The sequence below is a fragment of the Furfurilactobacillus rossiae genome, from assembly GCF_013394005.1.
Classification (GTDB): Bacteria; Bacillota; Bacilli; order Lactobacillales; family Lactobacillaceae; genus Furfurilactobacillus; species Furfurilactobacillus rossiae.
The window spans coordinates 497,122-512,822 of record NZ_CP040586.1 but is presented as its reverse complement, the minus strand read 5'-3'; the positions used below and the strand labels follow the sequence as shown (position 1 = coordinate 512,822).

Below are 15,701 nucleotides of genomic sequence, written 5' to 3'. Positions count from 1 at the left end.
AACTCACTATGACTATTAAAATGATTGCGACTGACATCGACGGCACGTTTATTACTAATGATCATGAATTTGATCATATGCATTTCAAACGTGTACTAGATCAGCTTGAGCAACGTCACGTTCGCTTCGTCATTGCGAGTGGCAATCAGCTTAAACATCTAACCGATATGTTTGCCGATTACGACAATATTGCGTTTCTGGCTGAAAACGGTGGTCTTGTCAGCTTAAATGATCAGGTCATTTTTGCGGATACCGTGTCGACGGCCGATCTCAATCAAGCACTCACCATGATTCACACCGACCCAGTGTTGACCGGCGGTATGGTCATTCTTTCTGGTCAACATGGTGCTTATGTTGAACGTAATACAAACGCAGAATTGATGGCACAGGCCAACTATTTCTACAGTGGTCTCCAGTTGTGTGATCGTTTGACCGATGTTCATGATGATATGTTCAAACTGGATTTGGTATGGCTGGACGATCAGGCAGGCCAGCGAGCTGATTATCTCAACCAACACTTGCCGAAAACGTTATCCGCGACAGCAAGTGGGTTTGGTGGTTTAGACATTATTCCCGCTCATATCAACAAACAGGTCGGCTTGCACGCACTTGAACAATACTGGCACATCAGCCCCGACGACGTGATGGCATTTGGCGATAATGATAACGATATCGCGATGCTGGATCACGTCGGCCACAGTTATGCTATGGCGAACGCGTCAGCCAAAGTTCAGCAAAGTGCCAAGGCCGTTACTAAATGGACCAACGACGATGACGGCGTGTTACGGACAATTGATATGGTCCTCGGTTTAGCCAATTAACGCTAAGCCGCATTAACAACCGCAAACAACTCACTGGCACGCTTATTTAAGCGCGCTAAGGTGATCCTGAACAACCTGCACACAGGTGTTAATATACTGTTCTATTTGATCCAGCGACAACATTACTAATTGACGTTTGGGAACCGGTTCGAAATCTTCCCGCAAGTCTCTGACTACCTGTGGCACGTCACCTTCACCAATTTCACGCACGCCCTGAGCACCTGCAAAATCGTGTGTGAAATCTGGAACTGGCAAGGGTCGCAGTGCGTAGCGCTCAGCAATCATGAGATTCAGTGTATGAAAATCAGCGTAGTAAGCAGCCAGTTTTTGCTCACGCTGTGTGCCTAATTGCGGTCTGATGACCGGATTGAATACGGTGTCCAACCACACCTTGTCCTCTAATAGATGTGCATAATAGCCACGAACAAACATATTCAGCAATAATTGTTGTTGATACTCTTCGGCAAACATCTCCGGATGAATCGAACGAGTTTTACCATCATCATTTAGGGTCATGTAGTGGGTCTGCGATTTAAAGTCAAAATTGTGACCACTTACATCTGGCGCCAAACTGCCAATCGAAAAAGCTGTACTTTCAGGTGCTAGTTGCTGTGCAATGGCATAATGCATCATTCTTGAACCCATTTTTTCCGCCACCTTTCTGGTCAATTGCATCGTTTCATGGTTAAATTAAAACACTAACCAACACAATGTCACTTTTCCTGTTTTAAATACAGTCTTTTCAAGTGACTTAATTTAGGCTTGATAAATATCAGCCAATCAAAATATTAAGGATATTATGAAAACAGATACGTACCACTATTTCTCACTACCTGCTACTGACAAAGCAGCGATAGCCGAACTCAGCCATCATTATTGGCCCAATGTCGAAGACGCTGACGAAAACGATTTGCGCTACTATCTTGAACAACAGATTGTCGTTGTCATGCATGACAAAAACGGGCAACTGGCGGGATCCCTGAAAATTCCAACCACGTCCGTCACGCTTAATGATCAACGCTATCAAGTTAGCGGCCTATCTGAAGTGATGATTGCCCCTCAATATCTTCATAAAGGGTTCGGTACGTCACTCATCATGACTGCCTTTGCCTTAATTCAACACGATGACGCCGATTTTAGTATCTTCACGTGTCCACCAGACTTAGTCCCATTTTATGAACTCGGTGGTTGGACAACTTCGCCTCAAACCGTTTTAATTGGCGGCTCATCAAGTAAGCCCATCAAAAGTGATAACATTGGCACCGTGTCAATGTTAAGTTGCTTTACGCCTGTCGCACTCGATCACCAAGAGCAAATTGCTAACTCAACCATTGCCCTAAACGTCGGTCCTAATGTGATGTGGTAATCACTAAAATCGCCGGTGACGAGAAATTCGTCCTTCTTCGCGATCTAAATTACGTTTTTTAAGAAGATCAGCATCCAATTGACGATGCTGATCTTCTTTTAGTTGGTCCATTCCTTGGCGAATGGCTGCTAATCGTGTTTGTGCCGTATCACTGAGCCGATCTGTTGGTAGCCAGTCAATTAATTCATCCAGCGCTACTAGACGTGGCGTCACCCTTTCACTAATCACCGCATCATAATCCCGCTGTGACCGGCTGTGCTTCTTTAACCGATTCGTTTCATTCAGCAATGACGTCACGCTTAACCACAAACCATCGACGATTTCGTTAATCGCAACTGACGATAACATATTTAGCCTCCTCGAAATTTACCTTTATTAAATAACTAATATCGTCTTTACACAAACGATACATAATTAACACAAAAAGCTGTAGTTAACCTTTACATTGTTTTGCAAAACTTAAGCCGTATAGAGTCATTAGCAATACTTTCATTAGCATTTTCCTGTCGTTTCAACTCAGAATCATCACCAACATGGAGGGGTATTTGGGATGAAGAGAAATCATTGGTTAACCTGGTTACTTGCAGTACCGTTGTTAGTTGGCTTTGCAACAGCAATCAGACCGCAAACGGCATCTGCCAGCCAAACAAAGAAGCGGGTCAACATCACTCTGTGGCATGCCATGACGGGGCCGTCAGAAAAGGCATTAGCAGATATGGTTACAGATTATAATCACGCTCAATCCAAAGTCCACGTCACTGCACTATATCAAGGAAACTATGGCGATCTCCAGAAGAAAATCATGGCCGCTGGTAAATCAAATACGTTACCTGCTCTTGGGCAATTAGGTTACTCTGCCGTCGCAGATTTGCAAAGCCACCAACTGATCCAACCCATTACTAAATTAGTGAATGGCAAGCAAGGTCTAACTAAGAAAGACTTTGCTGATTTATATCCCACATTCACTAAAAACATGACTTACAAAAAAAATTACTACACAATCCCACTCAACAAGTCACCACGGTTATTATTTTATAACAAGACGCTTCTCAAAAAGTATCATTTAGCTGTCCCCAAAACATGGCAGGACATCGCTAATGACGGAGCCAAAGTTAAGCAGGACAATATTGCGGCGCTGGGTATTGATGCTGGTTTTGACATCGAATTTGCCGGGATTGCTCAAGAATTTGGCAGTCCGATTATCAATAATCGTTTGAAACCACAAATGAACAGCAAAGGACCTAAGGCTGCCAGCGCCTACTTTGTTGATAACATCAAAAAAGGCTACATCAAGCCGGCTGGCTCTGACAAGTATTATTCTGGCGCATTCACGCAGGGAAAATCACTCTTTTACATCAGCTCCTCAAGTGCAATTCAAGCCATTCAGACGCATGCACCAAAGGATTTTAGCTGGGGAACGGCGGAAATGCCTGCTTATAAATCGACCCGTTTATCCGCAGTTGGCGGTGCGGATTTAATGATGTTTAAGGGTCTGTCCACGGCCAAACAAAAGGCCGCTTGGGACTTTATGAAATACTCCATGTCTACGAAGGCCAGTGCCAAATGGTCACAAGCATCTGGTTATGTACCAGTCAGAAAATCGTCAGTTAAATTGGCCAGTTACAAACAGTATCTGAAGCAAAATCCAAACCAGCAGACGGCCGTTGATTCCTTGAATATTGGTGTTCAGCAACCAACGTTCAAAGGATACTCTGCTTTCCGCCAAGACTATATCACTGCTATTGATGATATGTTTTCACTGCGTAAAACACCAAAACAAGTTTTACCAGATCTGCAAAACAAGGCGCTGGCAGCACAGAAAAATGGCGACTAACTTGCTTCTCTACAAACAGGTTTCCCACCAACATGGAAGTGTTGGACACTCTGTTCTCGTTAGCCAACTCAAAAATGTCGCTCCTGATTTTTAAGGAGCGGCATTTTTAAGGTAAGCATTCTTCATTACTGACAAATATTACTTAGTTGGTAATGCCCTCATGTGTGCCATTCAATATTGCTCTCATGCTCGTACCACATCGATACTTGGCAATCCGATGTTCTGGTACAGTTGCTGGCTGACCACTAATGTCACTGATGACACGTGTTTTATTTGTATGAACGACAAACGTGCCAAAGCGACGCAATTCAACGTCTCGCCCAGCAGCGAGCTCCTCTCCGATGCAATCAAACAAAGCATCAATCACTTGTTGTGATGTGCTTTGCGAGACCTCCGCATGTTTGGCGACCATTTTAACTATTTCTTTTTTCGTTGTTTTCTCTTTCATTATTTTTATACCCCTTAAATTTTTTGACCTTGGAACGTGGCTATAACATTTCGTGCTTGGCAAACTTGGCACTGTTTAATCCATGCGTGATTTCAATTTGAACGGTTACGTGACAAATATTGAACCGTTGCTGTAACAGCTGTGTTTCTTGAGCGGTAATCCACTCAATATCTTCAATCGCGTCAGGCGTAATGTTCACATGAGCGGAAAAGATGATGTCCTTCTCGTCTTCCATCCACGCGTGAAGGTGATGCACGTCGACCACTCCGGGCACCCGCGTCATCGCTTCAATAATGGCGTCATAATCCAGTACCGGGGCGTTTTGTAGCAAGATTTTGGACGTTTGTTTCACGACATCAACGGTCTCATAAATAATGTAGAGCGAGACCACAATAGTTAACGCTGCATCGATCCAATAAATATGAAATGCCAACACCATCAAAGATCCAATGATCACCGCAATTGAAGCTAAGGCATCCGCCAATAGATGCAAATATGTCGCCTTAATATTCAAACTTCCCCGTGAATCCGCATGCATTAACAAAGCGGACCCCATATTAAAGCTGAAACTAATCAGTGCAGTCCAAAACATGACATATCCATTGATTGGTTGTTGGTGTAACAGTCGTTGAATCCCCTCCCACACCAACACAATGGAAATCAAAATCAGCACGAGACTGTTAACAAATGCTGTTAAAATTTCAACACGATGGTAGCCAAATGTCGCACGCTCGTCTTGGTCGCGTTGGCCAATCCGCTGTGCTGAATAACTCAACACAATGGACAATGAATCACCGAAATTGTGAATGGCGTCTGTGACCAGGGCCAACGAACCTGCTAATAAACCACCAACGATTTCAACAACCGTAATAGAGATGTTGAGCATCGTCACAAACGCAAATTTACCACCCGTAAGCGGCCGTTCATGTTCTTCCATAATCATCTATCTTTCTGTAGGTCACACGTTAAAGGGACAGTTTCAAGTAAATTCACACTATTATTACTAATTAATTTGATGCAAAAAGTTCCACTAAGTTTGTTTGCTTAGCCCATGCTGGTTAAACCTATGTACACTGACCTACGCAATCAAACTTAATGTTGCTTTTTTATTATCGTCGAAAGTAATTCAAGCCATGTTCCCAATATGAAAGGCGTGGCGCCTTTATTAGCATGCCGTCTCCATTTAACATCATCGATTCAGGAACCTGTTGCATAATTGCGCCAACCGTATCGCATCGTTTGTGTAATGTACGAACCTTGTCGCGGCCAAGTTGAGTCAATGTATACATTTTTCCGTCCCTAGTTTCGTTCAATAAACGACGCTTTTTCAATAATGAAACCGTTTTTATAAGTCTATTGTTACCCGTTCCTAAAAATAGTACTAGGTTCGTCTCACTTGTTTTGTGCCCCGATAGTGCCAAGATATCAACGGCTAGCAAAATTCTGTTTGATAGTAAAATGACTTCCACATCCTTTCATTTAATTTTAGCCATCCCTTAAAAATAATATACCTAATTTTAAATTGAGTGTCCACAAATCTAAAAAAATGTTGTATTATATTCGGGTACCAAAATTATGTGAGGAGGTATTTGCTTTTGGACACAACAAGCAAAAAACCGAAAAAAGAGCATTTGATTCATTATGCTAACGGCCGTTCGCTCGAAGAAATTAACGGTACCGTTAAAGTTCCGATGGGAAAAGGATTCTGGAAAACCTTGCTTGCGTACTCTGGACCTGGTGCATTAGTTGCCGTGGGTTACATGGATCCCGGTAACTGGTCAACTTCTATCACCGGTGGACAAAACTTCCAGTATCTGCTGATGTCCATTATCTTGATATCAAGTTTAATCGCAATGTTGTTACAAGCCATGGCGGCTAAACTGGGTATCGTGAGTCAAATGGACTTAGCACAAATGATTCGTGCCCGTACGAGTAAGGCACTTGGTATCGTGCTTTGGTTAATGACAGAATTTGCCATTATGGCAACGGATATTGCCGAAGTCATTGGTGCCGCAATCGCGTTATATCTTTTATTCCATATTCCACTGGTTATTTCAGTTTTCATTACCGTTTTTGATGTCTTGCTATTATTGTTATTAACTAAAATCGGTTTCCGTAAAATTGAAGCAATCGTTGTCGCATTGATCGTCGTTATTTTCGTCGTCTTTGCCTATCAAGTTGCCTTATCAAACCCTGACTGGGGTGCTGCTATTGTGGGCTTGATTCCTAGCGCCAAGACCATTTCAAAAGGCCCCGTTATTGGTGGTATTTCACCACTAACTGGTTCACTTGGAATTATCGGTGCCACGGTTATGCCACATAACCTATACTTGCACTCGGCTATTTCCCAAACGCGTCAGCTGGATCACAACGATGAAAACCAAGTTGCACAAACAGTTCGGTTCACCATGTGGGACTCAAACATTCAGTTAACGGTTGCCTTCTTCGTTAATGCATTGCTGTTAGTCATGGGTGTTGCCGTATTCAAGAGTGGTGCCGTTAAGGACCCGTCATTCTTCGGTTTGTACCAAGCCTTGAATGATACTTCCACCATGAGTAATGGTGTGCTTGCCAGTGTTGCTCGGACAGGAATCCTATCCACACTGTTTGCTGTCGCTCTGTTAGCTTCTGGTCAAAACTCAACCATCACTGGTACCTTAACTGGTCAAGTTATCATGGAAGGTTTCATCCATATGAAGATGCCACTATGGATGCGTCGTTTAGTGACCCGTTTAATTTCCGTTGTTCCTGTTTTAATCTGTGTTGGTTTGACTAGCGGTCAATCAGCGGTTCATCAACATGAGGCGTTGAATGACTTGATGAATAACTCTCAGGTTTTCTTAGCCTTCGCCCTGCCATTTTCCATGCTGCCATTACTGATGTTCACCAACAGCAAAGTGGAAATGGGTAAGCGATTCACCAACCACTGGTACACTCAGATTGCAGGTTGGGTCGCCGTGCTTCTCTTAATCGGTTTGAACATTTACAACATGCCTGCTCAAATTCAAGCATTCTTCCCAGCAAAAGACGTCAACATCGCAAACGTTGTTGCCTACATCGTCATCGCTGCCATTGTTGCTTTACTCGTTTGGATGGTCATTGATCTCTATCACGGTAACAAACGGTACGAAGCACAGCTTGCCGCAGCAGCAAAAGAAAACGATGCCACTGCTGAAGCTAAGTAGTCGATTTCAAATCTAATTTGAGGAGAATGAATAGACATGTCAGAAGATGTAGATAAAGTTTTCAAACGAATTTTAGTCGGGGTCGATGACTCAGCCGATGCACAATTAGCCTTCAAGTATGCCGTTCGTCGTGCTGCTAAAGATGGCGCCACATTGATTATTACTTCCATTCTGGAAAGCGATGATATGAACGTCTATCAAGCACTCACTAAGGACTATGTTCATGGCGAGCATGATGAGTTAGTCGCCCACGTTCAAGGTTATAAAAAGATTGCCGAAGATGGTGGCGTTGAAAATGTTGAAGTCATTGTTGATGAAGGCGATCCAGGTGAAACAATCGTTAAAAATGTAATTCCTGAGGTCAGCGCTGACCTGCTGATCATTGGCTCGTTATCTAAAAAGGGGATTCGTAAGTACTTCGGTTCTCAAGCCGCATATATGGCAAAGTACTCGCCCATCTCCGTTATGATCCTGCGTTAATTTGAACCACCCCTGCTGTTTGAATGTACGCAAATAAGGTATCTAAGAAGTCTAATCACTTCTCAGATACCTTTTTTTACTTTTATTCTGTGTAACGAAAGTTAGATGAAACTTGCTACTATTTAGCTGGAGGGCGTCAACATTGATACCGAGCCGTGAAAGTAACGTTAATTCGGTGGTTTATCCGAATTTAGGTTACGGACGGTCGCATAGACTCGGAACTTCACGAGGCTGTGCGGCGAGGTGAAAGACTCCTAACCGGTCCCACGGCGAGCGTGTCAATGTTGACAACCGCAAGCGAACTCTAACTCTAAGCCTCTATTTTCAGCCAACGTCACCAAGCAATGTTGAAGTTAGTTGACCCAAGCTTGATTGGCATGGTGAATCTCGGCCAACTGTGACTTCCGAACCAGCCACAATCCAACCAGAAGAACTGGCAAATAATGAACCGCGTCACTAATCAGAGAAAACACCAACTCTTCCCCTGACATCGAACCACTCAGAATGTTGGCGTGTTCTGCAAACTCAAGGTAGAACGACGGTAAATCAAACGTTGCATGCATCACCATCGGCCAAAATAATGAGCCGGTGCGCAGTGTCACCGCAGAGAAGTACACCCCCAAACAAATGGCATAACCAATCTGAAGCGTTGTGTTAATCCCACTTTGACCAAAGTTATCGAAAAAGTGACCGGCATGCATAAGTCCAAAGAGAACACTGCTGACCAAAACGGCATTCACAATGCGATAACGGCCCTTAAAGTTATGCACGAGCTGGCCTAAAATAATGCCCCGAAAGAAACTTTCTTCATAAAAGCCGACGAGCAATGACATGACAACTGCTTCAATCCCTGGCACAAATTTTGTATTAACAAAGTAACTACCAATGAATACCCCACCGTTAATAAAAACGAGGAGTAATCCCAGCCAACAAACGTTCCAAAACAAGCCATGCGTTTGCCAACGGTAAGATAACGGCACGTGGAGCCAATATTTATTTATAACCACAATGGCAATTACAGCAATCAGCTCAACGCTTAACTCCCACGCCGTCTTATCCATAAACTGACCAAACAAGCGTCGAAGAACGATTAAACCAATCATCATCGCCACCGTAATGCCTGTCAGAATACTAATTGTTTGGCCTGCAGACCATTTTTTCATTGCAACATCTCCAAGGACAAATTTCACCCATTTTTTTAGTTCACGTTTACAATATTCTCAATACAGTAATAGTAATGGAGGCGTTTGTGATGCAAAAACAAGCCATCAATACTGCGACAAATAACTGGTGGGTGCTCGTCGCCATTGGCATTTTCGCATTTATGTCCAATCTGGACGCCAGCATCGTTAATATCGCCATCCCCGTTATGGGACGTCAGTTAAACATTCCCCTAAATCAAGCGGAGTGGGTAGTTTCACTTTACCTCATTTTCATGTGCGCGTTACTACTTTTCTTTGGCCGTCTTGGCGATATGTATGGAAAAGTGCGTATTTTCCGCATTGGTACAGGGGTGTTCATTCTTGGGTCCCTTTTAGCAGCCGTCAGCACAACATTTTGGTTGCTACTATTGGCACGCATCGTCCAAGCGTTTGGTGGCGCCTTAACCCTTTCCAACACGTATGGCATTGTAACCAGTACGTTTGATATCAACCGGCGAGGCCGAGCAATGGGATTTGTCGGTACATTTGTCGCGCTCGGTTCGGTCGCCGGACCAGCACTAGGCGGACTTATCTTAGCGACGGGGTCTTGGCACGACATTTTCTGGATCAACGTTCCAATTGGCTTGATTGCCATCATAATCGGTGTCTTTGCACTGCCTAAAACCGAATCACGGCCAGGTGGTGAGATTGACTGGTTTGGCTTGATTAGTTGGTCAATCTTCATTATCGGTCTGTTCGGCGGTGTATTCATCGGCCAACAAGTTGGTTTCACCACCGCCGTACCGATTATCGGTTTTATTTTGGCACTAATTGCCATCGTGATTTTTCTTCAGCGAGAATGGCACACATCAGCGCCAATGATGTCGCTGCACATTTTCAGTAATCGGCCATTTACACTAGGCGTGAGTGCTGCCGTCTTGATTTTCTTATCAAACTTTTTTAGCGTCGTCCTCATGCCATTTTACCTGGAAAACGCTCGTCGATTCACACCTGGACAAGCCGGAATTTTACTGATGGTCTTCCCAATCACGCTGGTTATCGCCGGACCAATTGGCGGTTTTCTGGCGGACAAACTGTCACAGGCGACTGTCGCCAGCACTGGTCTCGGCATTATTGCACTGTCGCAATTAGGCTTCGTTTTGTTTTTGAACGGAACTACGCCAATTTGGCAGTACATTTTGATCACAATTGTCATGGGATTAGGAACTGGTCTGTTTCAGTCGCCCAACGGCGATATCGTCATGTCGGTTGTCGATAAATCGGAACTTGGCATCGCAGGCAGTATTAATTCGTTAGCCCGTAACTTAGGTATGGTTACTGGCACAGCGGCCGCAACCACGACCTTATTTGGGGCAATGAGCCACTTCATGGGCTATCATGTCACCACTTATTTACCAGCCCATCCAGAAGCATTTTACTACGGCCTGCGTGTTTCATTTGTTGTATCTTTCATCATGATTGTCCTCGCGTTGTTGACCTCACTGCGTTTATCTCACGTACTACGTGGTCGCAAATTAAAGTAGATCCTGTAATTGTTGACTCTTGGCAATTTTGACGCGCAATAAAGTTTTCCGTTTGTCTTCGGCCACCCGTCGAAAATCAGACAGGTAAATCTCTTTGTGCGCTTTTTCTGTGCGTTCATAACCTTCGTTGTGAAGAAAATAGTCGAGTCGCTCGAAATCTTCCTGTTCAGTGTCAAACGAACCAACGTGTAACAGCATCCCCACGAGACCTTCAGTAACCGTTGTGAGTTTCATCTCTGACAATAATGCTGCAGACACCTTATCCTTAACCATCGTCTTCGCTTGCGCCAACACCTGTTCGTCCACAAAGGCTGGTTGTTTGATCATGATCGTATACAATAATTGTGTTTTATCAATTGTCGGTTGATTATAACCCTCTGGCAGAGTCCAGCGGCCTTCAAGCGGATAAACGGTGTAATCAAACGCACCGGGGAAAACAACGTCCTTTTTAGGTGCCATTTTAATGGCGTAACTGATCGCGTACAGTGCAGCCACCTTATCGCCAAACGGCGCGGTGTTTGGATCTCCTTGCCCGGTTAAAGTAATAAACGTTTGTGCCGGGATAGTCGTAATCGTTGGTCGCTTCATGGTTGGATAAATTTCTCGCTCAGATTTACGCCATTCATATTTGTCTGCCATTCTTAGGCCTCCACAAAATTCAAACTCGGATTATTTGGTAATGTCACGCTACTTTCATTATACTGTTGCTAGAGTGTCGTAAACCACACGACAGTACAAATTGTAAACGAGGAGTAATTTCACATTATGAAAATTGGCATTATCGGGGCTACAAACCGAACGGGTAACGTTATCTTACAGGAAGCACAGTCACGAGACATCGACGTTGAGGTAATCTTACGCGACCACCGTAGAGTATCTTCAGACGCCGAGGTATTGGAAATTGAACCTACGTTATTAACCAGTGATGATATTGAAGATTTGGACGTGCTCGTTTGCGCGTTCGGCACAGGTAAATTAAATGATAGTAGTCGTTTATATCCAGCCTTGATTAAACATTTAATTGAAATCACGAAGCAATCTAGCGTTCGGTTGATGGTCGTGGGCAGTTCCAGTTGTTTGTACACGGATGCCGAGCGCTCACAGCGGTTGTTTGACGAACCAGGATTCCCAGAAGCTGCCAAAAATTCAGCAAATAGTTTAAATGACGTCCTCAAACTTCTGCGGGCTAGCGATGGCGTTGATTGGACTTATATTTCACCAGCAGAAAAGTTTGTCTTTCGAGCACCTCGCACCGGTCACTATCAACTGGGAACTGATTTCCGCAGTTATAATGCCGCCGGTCTAAGTGAAGTCAGTTACGCAGATTATGCGATTGCATTCGTCGATGAGATTCAGAATCACCAACATATCAACGAACACATTTCTGTCGTTTCACGTTAGTTTTCAAAAATACGCCTTTTACCTGTTTCGTTTGCGAAATTACTCGTACACTGGCCACTCAGCCTGCGTTACAATCTTAAGTGACGCGAAAAATTCTGAGGAGGCCTTTTTATGTCTAAAGCTTTTGAAATTGAACCCGCATTCTGGAACCTGTTTCCTGATACAACGATCGGCATTGCCACGTTGCACAACTTCGACAACCACGGTGAATTTCCCCAGGCTGTGCTGGATGACGCTAATCAGCAAGCACAACAGTTAGTTCCCGAAACACCCATCGCTCAAAACGGTGTGGTTGCCGATTGGCGAGAGGCCTACCGCAAGTTCAAAACGAAAAAAGGTGCCCGTTCATCCATCGAAAACCTGCTCAAACGTGCGCAACAGGGCAAACCAGTTAGCAGCATCAACCCACTAGTTGATCTGTACAACGTGATTTCACTGCGGCACGCCCTCCCTTGTGGTGGCGAAAACATCGATGCTATGGTTGGTGACATCAAACTGACCGTGGCCGATGGTGGTGAACCTTTCCACCCACTGGGTGAAGATGACGAAGAACCTGCGCTGCCAGGCGAAGTGGTGTACAAAGATGACGCTGGTATCATCTGCCGCTGCTGGAACTGGCGTGATGGTGAGCGAACAATGCTTACTGAGGACACAACTAATGCTTTTCTATGCTTAGAATGTGTCAATCCAGAGCGGAAAGACGTACTGGAAGCGGCATTAGCCGACTTAAAAGAATTGACCAAAACCTACCTCAACGCCGATGCTGAAACCAGTATTTTAACAATCGATCAGCCACGAGTAGCCATTGACTAACATGTTTGTTGGCCAATTGGCTTTTACAACATATCAATTTGATTGAAATAAAGCGGAACTGTGGATGCGTTGAGCATCAACTGTTCCGCTTTATTGTGTTGGAGAAGAATTGATTATTTACATAACATTGAATTATGCCTTCAGTTGTCGACATTGACACACTCACCGTGGGACCGATTCAAGCCCGAAGCTCACGGTCTTTCACCTCGCCGCACAGCCTCGTGAAGTTCCGAGTCTCCGCGACCGTCCGTGTTGTAAATCCGAGAGAACCATTCGGATTAACAACACCTTCACGACTCGGTATCAATGTCGACGCCCTCCAATCGGTATAGTAGACGCTTTTGTGTAAACATCATGTAACGCTTACATTTTTTATGGTTCCACCTATACTCGGCCAAGCCTGCTGAAATCAAAGTCAACAGGTTTATTCCTTTTAAATGAATAACCTTTAAATTTGTAGCAATTAAATGATCCGTTTTATCTTCAAATTGAAAAAGGCGGCTTCAATGCCGTCTTCATCGCTTATTCCAAATACAGTTGTTTTAACATTTCAATTTTATCCGACGTCAGTCCGATCTTATCAGTTAGATAATGTTTCATGTCACCTGACTGAATCTTGACCTCTTCCATGGCAGCATCGAAGTAGTCTTCGCTAACGGTCCACAAAGCAGTCACGTTATCTTTTACCGCCTGTGATGCCCCTTCGTCTTCCAAACGTTGTTGGTTTTCTGCCAGCATTGCTTTTGAGGCTAACCGAGTCAGCAAATAATCTTCTAGAATCGTTTCCTGAGGGACGTCTAAAGCAGATAGCAGCATGATTGCGCCTAAACCAGTTCGGTCTTTTCCTGCCGTACAGTGGAACAGCACGGCGCCACTTTGATTGGCCAATAAGTAATCAAAGAACATGCGGTAGGCATTTTGTGAAAAGTCGTCGGCAACCATCTCATGATACGTTTGGACCATTTGGCGATGGCCGTATCCCGGTTCGCTCAAGTCATCACGTAATTCTTCACGTGAGGCGGAACTGCGCGTATCATCAACGGCCAGAATCGGCGTATGGTAATCCTTGGCGCCGCCGGGAACACGATCCGGTGCGCTGAGCAATTCCTTGTTCGTTCGAAAATCAAGAATGGTGTGAACACCATATTCAGAGAGTACTTGAAGATCTGCTCGATCAAGTGTGTTTAACTTAGCCGACCGAACAACGCGCTGCCAAGCGGTCGTACGACCATCGTTTGTCTGATAACCACCCAAATCCCGGAAGTTGTGCCCATTCTTAATTGGTAATATGCGTTCGATAGCTGCCGCCTCCTAAAGTTTTCGTTTGCTTTACCATTATACCTTTTCGGATGGAGCCTTGTACAACCACAAACGTGGCAACTTTCAATTAAACTGCAACTTAATCAACACATTTGGTCAGCAAGCGTCTTCATTCATTAGAAAATGTTCATAATGTGCGAAAGCGTTTTCTTTTTGGCCGATTTTTTAGTATGATGAAAGAGAACCGTCGGTAGCGTCAGTGAGCGTTACGCCACGGAAGAATATACTGGAGGAATCATATTATGACTTATAAAGTAATTATGGACACTGACCCAGGTATTGATGACGCAGCTGCTTTATCAATGGCTTTAAACGACCCACAAATCGACCTGCAACTCATCACTGCTGTGGCCGGTAACGTTACGGTTGATAAAACGACGAAAAACGCACTGACCATCGATAACTTCTATGGCAAACACGTTCCTGTTGCGGGTGGTGCCAAGACACCATTGATTAAAGAATTCGAAGATGCTGCTCGCATCCACGGTGCTTCAGGAATGGCCGGATACGACTTCCCTGAACCAACTGACAAAGCAATCGACAAGTCTGCCGTAGAAGCTTTGCACGATGCCATTATGGCTAGCGATGAAAAAATTATCCTTGTGCCAACGGGTTCATATACAAACATTGCGCTATTGTTTATCCAATACCCAGAAGTTAAGGATCACATTGAAAAAATCATCGCCATGGGGGGTTCGTTAGGTCACGGTAACATGACCAGTGCCGCAGAATTCAACGTCTTCACTGACCCACACGCTGCCAAAATCATGTACGATTCTGGTGTGCCAATTGTGATGGTTGGTTTGGACGTTACCATGAAGGCCTTGATTACCGACGAAACGTTGGAAACCATCGACAAGTTTGGCCGCGCAGGTCACATGTTGCACGAAATCATCAGTCATGACTTCGATCACAACGAAAACGGAACCGCCGTTCATGATGCCAACACCATCTTCTACCTCCTGCACCCCGAAGCCTACACAACCAAGGATTACTGGGTTGATGTTGTGACAGATGGTCCAGCAAACGGTGAAACAGTTGCCGATGTCCGTGGCGCCTACCACGATGGTAAGACTAACGCCAGCGTCTGTGTCGACGTTGATGCAGCTGCCTTTAACAAGTGGTTTATTGACGAAGTTAAAAACTTCAAAGACTAATTTTAAACGTTTTAAAAGGGTCTACGACATCTGTATTTTAAACACCGACTAGACTGATATTTTTATATTAGCTGTTAATCGCGATTCAAAAATCGGGATTAACAGCTTTTTTGCGTCTTCCGCTATTTCTCTACACACCCACTGTCAGTATATATATCTCGATACTCATGCATAAACTTAAAAGTTCAAA

17 protein-coding genes are annotated in these 15,701 nt (G+C 44.3%); 9 read left to right on the top strand and 8 right to left on the bottom strand.

Annotation, left to right across the window (positions count from 1 at the left end; all coding sequences use genetic code 11):
• Positions 1-8: 8 nt before the first annotated feature.
• On the top strand, positions 9-821 hold the full coding sequence (locus LROSL1_RS02360; RefSeq protein WP_178913609.1) for a Cof-type HAD-IIB family hydrolase: 813 nt from the start codon (positions 9-11) through the stop codon (positions 819-821).
• A gap of 42 nt (positions 822-863) precedes the next feature.
• Here LROSL1_RS02360 and LROSL1_RS02355 read toward each other — a convergent pair whose 3' ends face one another.
• Positions 864-1,466 (bottom strand): hypothetical protein, encoded by a 603-nt coding sequence (locus tag LROSL1_RS02355; RefSeq protein ID WP_178913608.1) that lies wholly within the window; start codon positions 1,464-1,466, stop codon positions 864-866.
• A gap of 154 nt (positions 1,467-1,620) precedes the next feature.
• On the opposite strand from LROSL1_RS02355, the gene LROSL1_RS02350 reads away from it, so the two are divergent.
• Positions 1,621-2,187 carry a GNAT family N-acetyltransferase gene (locus LROSL1_RS02350; protein ID WP_017260778.1) on the top strand — a complete coding sequence of 189 codons (567 nt, stop codon included), beginning with the start codon at positions 1,621-1,623 and terminating at the stop codon, positions 2,185-2,187.
• 3 nt (positions 2,188-2,190) lie between these two features.
• On the opposite strand, the gene LROSL1_RS02345 is transcribed toward LROSL1_RS02350, so the two are convergent.
• Positions 2,191-2,535 carry a hypothetical protein gene (locus LROSL1_RS02345; protein WP_178913607.1) on the bottom strand — a complete coding sequence of 115 codons (345 nt, stop codon included), beginning with the start codon at positions 2,533-2,535 and terminating at the stop codon, positions 2,191-2,193.
• A gap of 202 nt (positions 2,536-2,737) precedes the next feature.
• On the opposite strand from LROSL1_RS02345, the gene LROSL1_RS02340 reads away from it, so the two are divergent.
• On the top strand, positions 2,738-4,021 hold the full coding sequence (locus LROSL1_RS02340) for an ABC transporter substrate-binding protein (protein WP_178913606.1): 1,284 nt from the start codon (positions 2,738-2,740) through the stop codon (positions 4,019-4,021).
• A gap of 142 nt (positions 4,022-4,163) precedes the next feature.
• Here LROSL1_RS02340 and LROSL1_RS02335 read toward each other — a convergent pair whose 3' ends face one another.
• From LROSL1_RS02335 to LROSL1_RS02325, 3 genes are all read right to left on the bottom strand, one after another.
• Entirely contained in the window at positions 4,164-4,469 is a 306-nt protein-coding gene (locus tag LROSL1_RS02335) for an HU family DNA-binding protein (protein WP_017260775.1), read from the bottom strand.
• A gap of 40 nt (positions 4,470-4,509) precedes the next feature.
• A complete protein-coding gene (locus LROSL1_RS02330; protein WP_178913605.1) occupies positions 4,510-5,406 on the bottom strand; it encodes a cation diffusion facilitator family transporter in 897 nt (298 codons plus the stop codon).
• 172 nt (positions 5,407-5,578) lie between these two features.
• A complete protein-coding gene (locus LROSL1_RS02325; RefSeq protein ID WP_178913604.1) occupies positions 5,579-5,758 on the bottom strand; it encodes a hypothetical protein in 180 nt (59 codons plus the stop codon).
• Positions 5,759-6,064: 306 nt separating this feature from the next.
• Between LROSL1_RS02325 and LROSL1_RS02320 the strand changes: the two genes are divergently transcribed.
• Positions 6,065-7,654, top strand: a complete 1,590-nt coding sequence (locus LROSL1_RS02320; protein WP_017260772.1) for an Nramp family divalent metal transporter — start codon at positions 6,065-6,067, stop codon at positions 7,652-7,654.
• A gap of 36 nt (positions 7,655-7,690) precedes the next feature.
• Positions 7,691-8,134: a universal stress protein gene (locus tag LROSL1_RS02315; RefSeq protein WP_017260771.1), complete on the top strand. Its 444-nt coding sequence runs from the start codon at positions 7,691-7,693 to the stop codon at positions 8,132-8,134.
• A 353-nt stretch (positions 8,135-8,487) separates the two neighbouring features.
• On the opposite strand, the gene LROSL1_RS02310 is transcribed toward LROSL1_RS02315, so the two are convergent.
• Positions 8,488-9,297 carry a CPBP family intramembrane glutamic endopeptidase gene (locus LROSL1_RS02310; RefSeq protein ID WP_178913603.1) on the bottom strand — a complete coding sequence of 270 codons (810 nt, stop codon included), beginning with the start codon at positions 9,295-9,297 and terminating at the stop codon, positions 8,488-8,490.
• Positions 9,298-9,386: 89 nt separating this feature from the next.
• On the opposite strand from LROSL1_RS02310, the gene LROSL1_RS02305 reads away from it, so the two are divergent.
• Positions 9,387-10,820 carry an MFS transporter gene (locus LROSL1_RS02305; RefSeq protein ID WP_017260769.1) on the top strand — a complete coding sequence of 478 codons (1,434 nt, stop codon included), beginning with the start codon at positions 9,387-9,389 and terminating at the stop codon, positions 10,818-10,820.
• Here the strand turns inward: LROSL1_RS02305 and LROSL1_RS02300 are convergent.
• Positions 10,812-11,459, bottom strand: coding sequence for a GyrI-like domain-containing protein (locus tag LROSL1_RS02300; RefSeq protein ID WP_017260768.1), 648 nt, complete (start codon positions 11,457-11,459; stop codon positions 10,812-10,814). The genes LROSL1_RS02305 and LROSL1_RS02300 overlap by 9 nt on opposite strands.
• A gap of 126 nt (positions 11,460-11,585) precedes the next feature.
• Between LROSL1_RS02300 and LROSL1_RS02295 the strand changes: the two genes are divergently transcribed.
• Positions 11,586-12,221 carry an NAD(P)-dependent oxidoreductase gene (locus LROSL1_RS02295; RefSeq protein ID WP_017260767.1) on the top strand — a complete coding sequence of 212 codons (636 nt, stop codon included), beginning with the start codon at positions 11,586-11,588 and terminating at the stop codon, positions 12,219-12,221.
• 111 nt (positions 12,222-12,332) lie between these two features.
• Positions 12,333-13,034, top strand: coding sequence for a B3/B4 domain-containing protein (locus LROSL1_RS02290; protein ID WP_178913602.1), 702 nt, complete (start codon positions 12,333-12,335; stop codon positions 13,032-13,034).
• 522 nt (positions 13,035-13,556) lie between these two features.
• Here LROSL1_RS02290 and LROSL1_RS02285 read toward each other — a convergent pair.
• Positions 13,557-14,315: a tyrosine-protein phosphatase gene (locus tag LROSL1_RS02285; RefSeq protein WP_225440568.1), complete on the bottom strand. Its 759-nt coding sequence runs from the start codon at positions 14,313-14,315 to the stop codon at positions 13,557-13,559.
• A 281-nt stretch (positions 14,316-14,596) separates the two neighbouring features.
• Between LROSL1_RS02285 and rihC the strand changes: the two genes are divergently transcribed.
• A complete protein-coding gene (gene rihC, locus LROSL1_RS02280) occupies positions 14,597-15,511 on the top strand; it encodes a ribonucleoside hydrolase RihC (protein ID WP_161002220.1) in 915 nt (304 codons plus the stop codon).
• Positions 15,512-15,701: the final 190 nt, after the last annotated feature.

What these genes read in the sequence shown, in the direction of transcription:
- LROSL1_RS02360 (WP_178913609.1), top strand. Translation starts at nt 9, where the DNA reads ATGACTATTAAAATGATTGCGACTGACATCGACGGCACGTTTATTACT.
- LROSL1_RS02355 (WP_178913608.1), bottom strand. Translation starts at nt 1,466, where the DNA reads ATGGGTTCAAGAATGATGCATTATGCCATTGCACAGCAACTAGCACCT.
- LROSL1_RS02350 (WP_017260778.1), top strand. Translation starts at nt 1,621, where the DNA reads ATGAAAACAGATACGTACCACTATTTCTCACTACCTGCTACTGACAAA.
- LROSL1_RS02345 (WP_178913607.1), bottom strand. Translation starts at nt 2,535, where the DNA reads ATGTTATCGTCAGTTGCGATTAACGAAATCGTCGATGGTTTGTGGTTA.
- LROSL1_RS02340 (WP_178913606.1), top strand. Translation starts at nt 2,738, where the DNA reads ATGAAGAGAAATCATTGGTTAACCTGGTTACTTGCAGTACCGTTGTTA.
- LROSL1_RS02335 (WP_017260775.1), bottom strand. Translation starts at nt 4,469, where the DNA reads ATGAAAGAGAAAACAACGAAAAAAGAAATAGTTAAAATGGTCGCCAAA.
- LROSL1_RS02330 (WP_178913605.1), bottom strand. Translation starts at nt 5,406, where the DNA reads ATGGAAGAACATGAACGGCCGCTTACGGGTGGTAAATTTGCGTTTGTG.
- LROSL1_RS02325 (WP_178913604.1), bottom strand. Translation starts at nt 5,758, where the DNA reads ATGTATACATTGACTCAACTTGGCCGCGACAAGGTTCGTACATTACAC.
- LROSL1_RS02315 (WP_017260771.1), top strand. Translation starts at nt 7,691, where the DNA reads ATGTCAGAAGATGTAGATAAAGTTTTCAAACGAATTTTAGTCGGGGTC.
- LROSL1_RS02310 (WP_178913603.1), bottom strand. Translation starts at nt 9,297, where the DNA reads ATGAAAAAATGGTCTGCAGGCCAAACAATTAGTATTCTGACAGGCATT.
- LROSL1_RS02305 (WP_017260769.1), top strand. Translation starts at nt 9,387, where the DNA reads ATGCAAAAACAAGCCATCAATACTGCGACAAATAACTGGTGGGTGCTC.
- LROSL1_RS02300 (WP_017260768.1), bottom strand. Translation starts at nt 11,459, where the DNA reads ATGGCAGACAAATATGAATGGCGTAAATCTGAGCGAGAAATTTATCCA.
- LROSL1_RS02295 (WP_017260767.1), top strand. Translation starts at nt 11,586, where the DNA reads ATGAAAATTGGCATTATCGGGGCTACAAACCGAACGGGTAACGTTATC.
- LROSL1_RS02290 (WP_178913602.1), top strand. Translation starts at nt 12,333, where the DNA reads ATGTCTAAAGCTTTTGAAATTGAACCCGCATTCTGGAACCTGTTTCCT.
- rihC (WP_161002220.1), top strand. Translation starts at nt 14,597, where the DNA reads ATGACTTATAAAGTAATTATGGACACTGACCCAGGTATTGATGACGCA.